Source organism: Pseudomonas sp. HMSC066A08 (genome assembly GCF_001813025.1).
Lineage (GTDB): Bacteria > Pseudomonadota > Gammaproteobacteria > Pseudomonadales > Pseudomonadaceae > Pseudomonas > Pseudomonas aeruginosa.
The window spans coordinates 1-5,009 of record NZ_KV811284.1; the positions used below are offsets into that span (position 1 = coordinate 1).

At 71.2% G+C, this 5,009-nt stretch carries 4 protein-coding genes and 1 pseudogene; all 5 read right to left on the bottom strand.

Annotated elements, in window-relative coordinates:
- A pseudogene (phzG, locus tag HMPREF2886_RS08580) lies at positions 1 to 357 on the bottom strand (phenazine biosynthesis FMN-dependent oxidase PhzG); the annotation flags it as partial.
- Positions 358 to 382: 25 nt separating this feature from the next.
- Complete coding sequence (phzF, locus tag HMPREF2886_RS08585; RefSeq protein ID WP_003093628.1) at positions 383 to 1,219, bottom strand: phenazine biosynthesis protein PhzF; 837 nt, start codon at positions 1,217 to 1,219, stop codon at positions 383 to 385.
- Between the two features lie 13 nt (positions 1,220 to 1,232).
- Positions 1,233 to 3,116, bottom strand: a complete 1,884-nt coding sequence (phzE, locus tag HMPREF2886_RS08590; RefSeq protein WP_003118954.1) for a phenazine biosynthesis protein PhzE — start codon at positions 3,114 to 3,116, stop codon at positions 1,233 to 1,235.
- Complete coding sequence (gene phzD, locus HMPREF2886_RS08595) at positions 3,113 to 3,736, bottom strand: phenazine biosynthesis protein PhzD (RefSeq protein WP_003093625.1); 624 nt, start codon at positions 3,734 to 3,736, stop codon at positions 3,113 to 3,115. The genes phzE and phzD overlap by 4 nt, the downstream gene beginning before the upstream one ends.
- The gene (phzC, locus tag HMPREF2886_RS08600) at positions 3,733 to 4,950 is read right to left on the bottom strand and encodes a phenazine biosynthesis protein PhzC (protein WP_039028225.1); all 1,218 of its coding nucleotides are present in this window, start codon (positions 4,948 to 4,950) and stop codon (positions 3,733 to 3,735) included. The genes phzD and phzC overlap by 4 nt, the downstream gene beginning before the upstream one ends.
- Positions 4,951 to 5,009: the final 59 nt, after the last annotated feature.

Sequence of the window (5,009 nt, forward strand, 5' to 3'; positions counted from 1 at the left end):
CAGGCGTTCGGCGCGGCCGTTGAGGACGATCTGCTGGCTGCTCTCGCGCCAGTACAGCACCCCCGAGGCCCAGGGGTTCTGCGCCAGTTCGCGGCCCTTCTGGCTATCGGCGTGGGTGGCGAACACCACTCCGCGCTCGCCGAGTTCGGCGATCACCACGATCCGCGTCGACGGCCGGCCCTGCCCGTCGACCGTGGCCAGGGCCAGGGCCCGCGGCTCGCGCACGCCATAGCGGCGGGCGCGTTCCAGCCAGTTGCGCAGCACCTCCATGGGGTTCGCCGGCGGCGCCTCGAACTCCGGGAAAGGGGCTTCGATGGTCCCGGTGAGGGACTCGGAAATGTTCGCGTTGACGCCCATCACGGCGTTCCTCCGTTCTGCCCGTTCACAGGTAGGCCCGGCCTTCGGCGAAGGCCGCGCCGTTGCCCGACACTTCCACCGCCGAGACCCGCTCGCCGGCGCCCTCGGCGCGGGCGTACATGCGCGACGGCCGGCCGATCTCGACGCCCTGGAGGATCTCGATCTGCTGCCCGTAGGGGATCTGCCGGTGGCGCGCCAGGTGGATCGCCAGCGGCCCGGCGGCGGAGCCGGTGGCGGCGTCCTCGACCACGCCGTAGGCCGGCGAGAACATGCGGCTGCGCCAGTGCCGCCCGGCGCCGGCGAAGCAGTTCACCGCCAGGTCCGGGAAGTCGCACAGCGCGCGGTGGTCGGGGTGCAGCGCGGACAGCGCGGCGACGCTCTCCAGGCCGACGAACACGTGGCGCGGGCCGTTGCGGTAGACCTCGATGGGAAAGGTCGAGCCCTTCAGGCCGAGGGCGGCGAGCAGCTCGGCCGGTCGGCTGAAGTGCTCCCAGGTGGGGATCGGCTGCTGCATGCTGCAGGCCACCACCTTGCCGTCCTGGCGCTCCAGGGCGAAGGGCACGGTGCCCATCCTGGTCTCCAGGAACAGCCTGTCCTTGTCGGTCTCGGCGCCCAGGGCGATGGCGGTGCCCAGCAGCGGGTGGCCGGCGAACGGCAGTTCGTTGACCGGGGTGAAGATGCGGATGCGCGCGTCGCCGTCCTGTTGCGGGCGGAGCACGAAGGTGCTCTCCGACAGGTTCATCTCCCGCGCCATGCGCTGCATGCGCTCGCCGCTGAGGTCGTCGCAGTCGAAGAACACCGCCACCGGGTTGCCTTGCAGCGGTTCGCTGGCGAAGGCGTCTATCACGACATATCTGTGCATGGGCTCTCCTGGCTCAGGGCCGCCGCTCGACCAGCGCGTGGCGCAGCAGGTCGGCGATGATGCGCGGACCCTCGCGGGTCAGCACCGATTCGGGGTGGAATTGCATGGAGGCGAAGCGCGGCCCGCGCAGGGCGTGGACCTCGCCGGTCTCGCGGTCGCGGCTGATCTCGATCGGGCCGACCTCGGGGATCTCGATGCGGTCCTGCAGGGCGCGCGCGGCGAAGGTGTTGTAGAAGCCGACGCGCTCGGCGGCGCCGAACAGGTCGATCTGTTTCTGCACGCCCTGGTTGGGCTCCTGCCGGCGTTGCAGGTCCAGGCCCAGGCACAGGCTCAGTACCTGGTGGCTCAGGCACACGGCGAGGAACGGCCGGCGCTCGCTGAGCAGCGAACGGATGGCCAGGTGCAGGTGGCCGATCTTCGGCTGGCCGATCTCGGTGGGGTTGCCCGGGCCGGGCCCCATGATCACCAGGTCGTAGCCGTCGAACGAGTACGGCTCCTGGAAGCCGCGCACGGTCACCGTCAGGCCCAGCGACTTGAGCTGCTTGGCGATCATCGAGGTGAAGGTGTCCTCGGCGTCGACGATCAGCACCTCGCGTCCGGACAGGTCGGCCTGCAACTGCTGGCGCTCGCTGGCGCCGCGCAGCCAGAAGTCGGCGATCGGCGCGTTGCGACTGGCCAGCGCCGCCACCACGTGCGGGTGCGAGCCCAGGCGCTGCGGCGCCTGGCTCTTCAGCGCGGCGATCAGCCCGGAAGCCTTGGCCCGGCTTTCCGCCGCCTCGCCCAGGGGATCGGAGTGACGCACGATGGTCGAGCCGACGCCGATGCGCAGGCGGCCGTCGCCCTCGATCTCGGCGGTGCGGATCAGGATCGCCGAGTCCAGCGTGCGCCCGCCCTGGCCATCGCCGCCGATCAGCGCCGCCACCCCGCTGTAGTAGCCGCGACCCTGCGGCTCGTAGCGGCGGATCACCCGGCAGGCGCTTTCCAGCGGGCTGCCGGTGACGGTCGGGGCGAACAGCGTCTCGCGCAGCACCTCGCGCACGTCGCGGCTGGTCTGGCCCTCGATGAAGTACTCGGTGTGCGCCAGGTGCGCCATCTCCTTGAGGTAGGGACCGAGCACCCGGCCGCCGTCCTCGCAGATCCGCGCCATCATCTTCAGCTCCTCGTCCACCACCATGTACAGCTCGTCGGCTTCCTTGCGGTTGTCGAGGAATTCCATGACCTCGGCCAGGTTCGGCCCGGCCGGCGGGTAGCGGTAGGTACCGCTGATCGGGTTCATCACCGCCAGGCCGTCGCGCACGCTGATGTGTCGCTCGGGTGAGGCGCCGACCAGGGTGCGTTCGCCGGTGTGGACGATGAAGGTCCAGTAGGCGCCCTTCTCGCGCAGCAGCAACTGGCGGAAGAAACTCAGCGCGCTGGCCGTGGCATAGCCGTCGATGCGCGCCTGGAAGCGCCGCTTGATCACGAAGTTGGCGCCTTCGCCGCGACCGATCTCGTCGGCGATGACCCGCCCGACCACTTCGGCGTAGGCCTCGTCGTCGAGGTCGAAACCTTCCTCGCTCAGTTCCAGCGCCTGGTTCGGCAGCAGCGCCAGGGCCTGTTCCAGCGGCAGCAGCTCCTGCTCCAGGACCTTCAGCGCCAGCAGCGGCGTGCCGTCGTCGAGCGCCTCGAAGCCGCGCTCGGCGATCTGCCGGTAGGGAATCAGCGCCAGCAGGTCGTGGCGCGGCAGGCCCGGGCCGGGTTCGTCCAGCGGCAGGTCGGCCAGGCCGTGCAGCTCGAGCGCCTCGCCGCGGATCACGTCGAGCAGGCCCGGGCCATTGCTTTCCGGGCGGTAGAGCAAGGCGAACGGCGCCGGCCGTTCGAGCAGGCGCTGCAACAGCGATGTGGGCAGGGCGTTCATTCCAGCACCTCGTCGGTGGTGACCACCATCGCGCAGCGGCTGGCGGCGTATTCCAGGGCCATGCGGTGGTGCGCCTCGCTGAAGTCGGCGATGGCGTCGGCCACCAGGAACGGCTGGATGTCGTTGGAGTAGGCGTCGACCGTGGAGATCAGCACCCCGACGTGGGCGTATACGCCGCACAGCACCAGTTGGTCGCGGCCGGCGGCGCGCATCCGCTGGAGCAGGTCGGAGTGGAAGAAGGCGCTGTAGCGCCACTTGGTCAGCAGCCAGTCGTCCGGCCCCGGCGCCAACTCCTCGACCACCTCGCGGTCGGCCGGACTGGCGCGCATGCCCGGCCCCCAGAAGTCCTTGAGCAGGCCGCGCTGCTCCTCGGTCATGCTGCCCGGCTGGGCGGTGTAGGCGATCTGCACGCCCTGCTCGACGCACCAGCGGCGCAGCCGCGCGGCGTTGGCCACCAGCCCGGCGCGCAGGCTCTCGGGCAGCGGGCGCAGGAAGTAGCGCTGCATGTCGTGCACCAGCAGCACCGCGCGCCGCGGCTCCAGGCTCCAGCGCGCCAGGTTGGCCGGCAGCTGCTGGGCGGTCGGCAAGGGATAGGCGGTGATTTCGGGAATGCCGCTCATGCCACGGTCTCCAGGGGGAAGGTTGCGCTCGGGATCGCTTCTGCGCCGGACCAGGCCATCACCGCGCTGAGCGCCTGCCAGGGGTTCAGCCGCGGATCGCAGAGGCTGGTGTAGTGCCGGCTGACCTGGTGCAGGCCGCTGGAATCGGCGACGCACTCGGTGACGTCGTCCGGGGTGGTCTCCAGGTGCAGCCCGGCGGCCACGCCGCCGGAGCCGGACACCGCCTGGCGGAACGCCGCCACCTCCTCGGCGATGCTGCGCACCAGGCGGGTCTTGTTGCCGCAGGGCGCGACGATGGTGTTGCCGTGCATCGGGTCGCTCAGCCAGATCACCGGGTGCCCGGCCGCGCGCACCGCCTCCACCAGCGGCGGCAGGCGCTCGCCGACCTTCTGCGCGCCCATCCGCGCGATCAGCGTCAGGCGCCCCGGCTCGCGGCGCGGGTCGAGGCGCTCGCAGAGCGCCAGCAACTGGTCGCGGCCGATCTCCGGTCCGACCTTGCAGGCCACCGGGTTGAGCACCTCGGCCAGCAGCGCCACGTGGGCGCCGTCGACCTGGCGGGTGCGCTCGCCGATCCACGGCCAGTGGGTCGAACCGAGATAGACCCGGCGCTGCTCGTCCTCGCGCAGCATCGACAGCTCGTAGTCGAGCAGCAGCATCTCGTGGCTGGTCCAGACCGGCGAGGCATTCGCCTCCTGCCCGGACGCGGCGTCCCAGCCCAGGTGGCGCATGATGTTGCGCGCCGCCGCATAGCCCTTGAGGATCCGCTGCGGATCGGCCCGGCGCTGCTCGGCATGGGCCTCGCGGCCGTTGACCATGTCGCCGCGATAGACCGGCAGGGTCTGCTCGCCGACCTGCTCGTGCGGCTTGGAACGCGGCTTGGCGTACTGCCCGGCGATACGCCCGACGCGGATCACCGGCCGCCGGCCGGCCAGGCGCAGGGCGCCGGCCAGCAGTTCCAGCACGGCGGCCTTGCGCGCCACGTTCTCGGCATGGTGGTCGTCCATGTCCTCGGCGCAGTCGCCGCACTGCACCACCAGCGCCTCGCCGCGGGCGACCCGCGCCAGGGTCGCGCGCAGGGCCAGGATGTCGCCGGCGCGGATCAGCGCCGGACTGCCGCGCAGGTACGCCTGCACGTCGCGCAGGCGCGACGGATCGCCCCATTCGGGTTGCTGCAGCGCTTCGCAGCGCCGTACGCGTTGCAATAGATCGTCCATGGTGGGTCCCCCTTTGGCAGGAGATATCGTTTCGATCAAGTGGGAATGCCTTCGCGTTT

Excerpts from the sequence above, each read along its gene's own strand:
- phzF (WP_003093628.1), bottom strand. The coding sequence starts at position 1,219 with ATGCACAGATATGTCGTGATAGACGCCTTCGCCAGCGAACCGCTGCAA.
- phzE (WP_003118954.1), bottom strand. The coding sequence starts at position 3,116 with ATGAACGCCCTGCCCACATCGCTGTTGCAGCGCCTGCTCGAACGGCCG.
- phzD (WP_003093625.1), bottom strand. The coding sequence starts at position 3,736 with ATGAGCGGCATTCCCGAAATCACCGCCTATCCCTTGCCGACCGCCCAG.
- phzC (WP_039028225.1), bottom strand. The coding sequence starts at position 4,950 with ATGGACGATCTATTGCAACGCGTACGGCGCTGCGAAGCGCTGCAGCAA.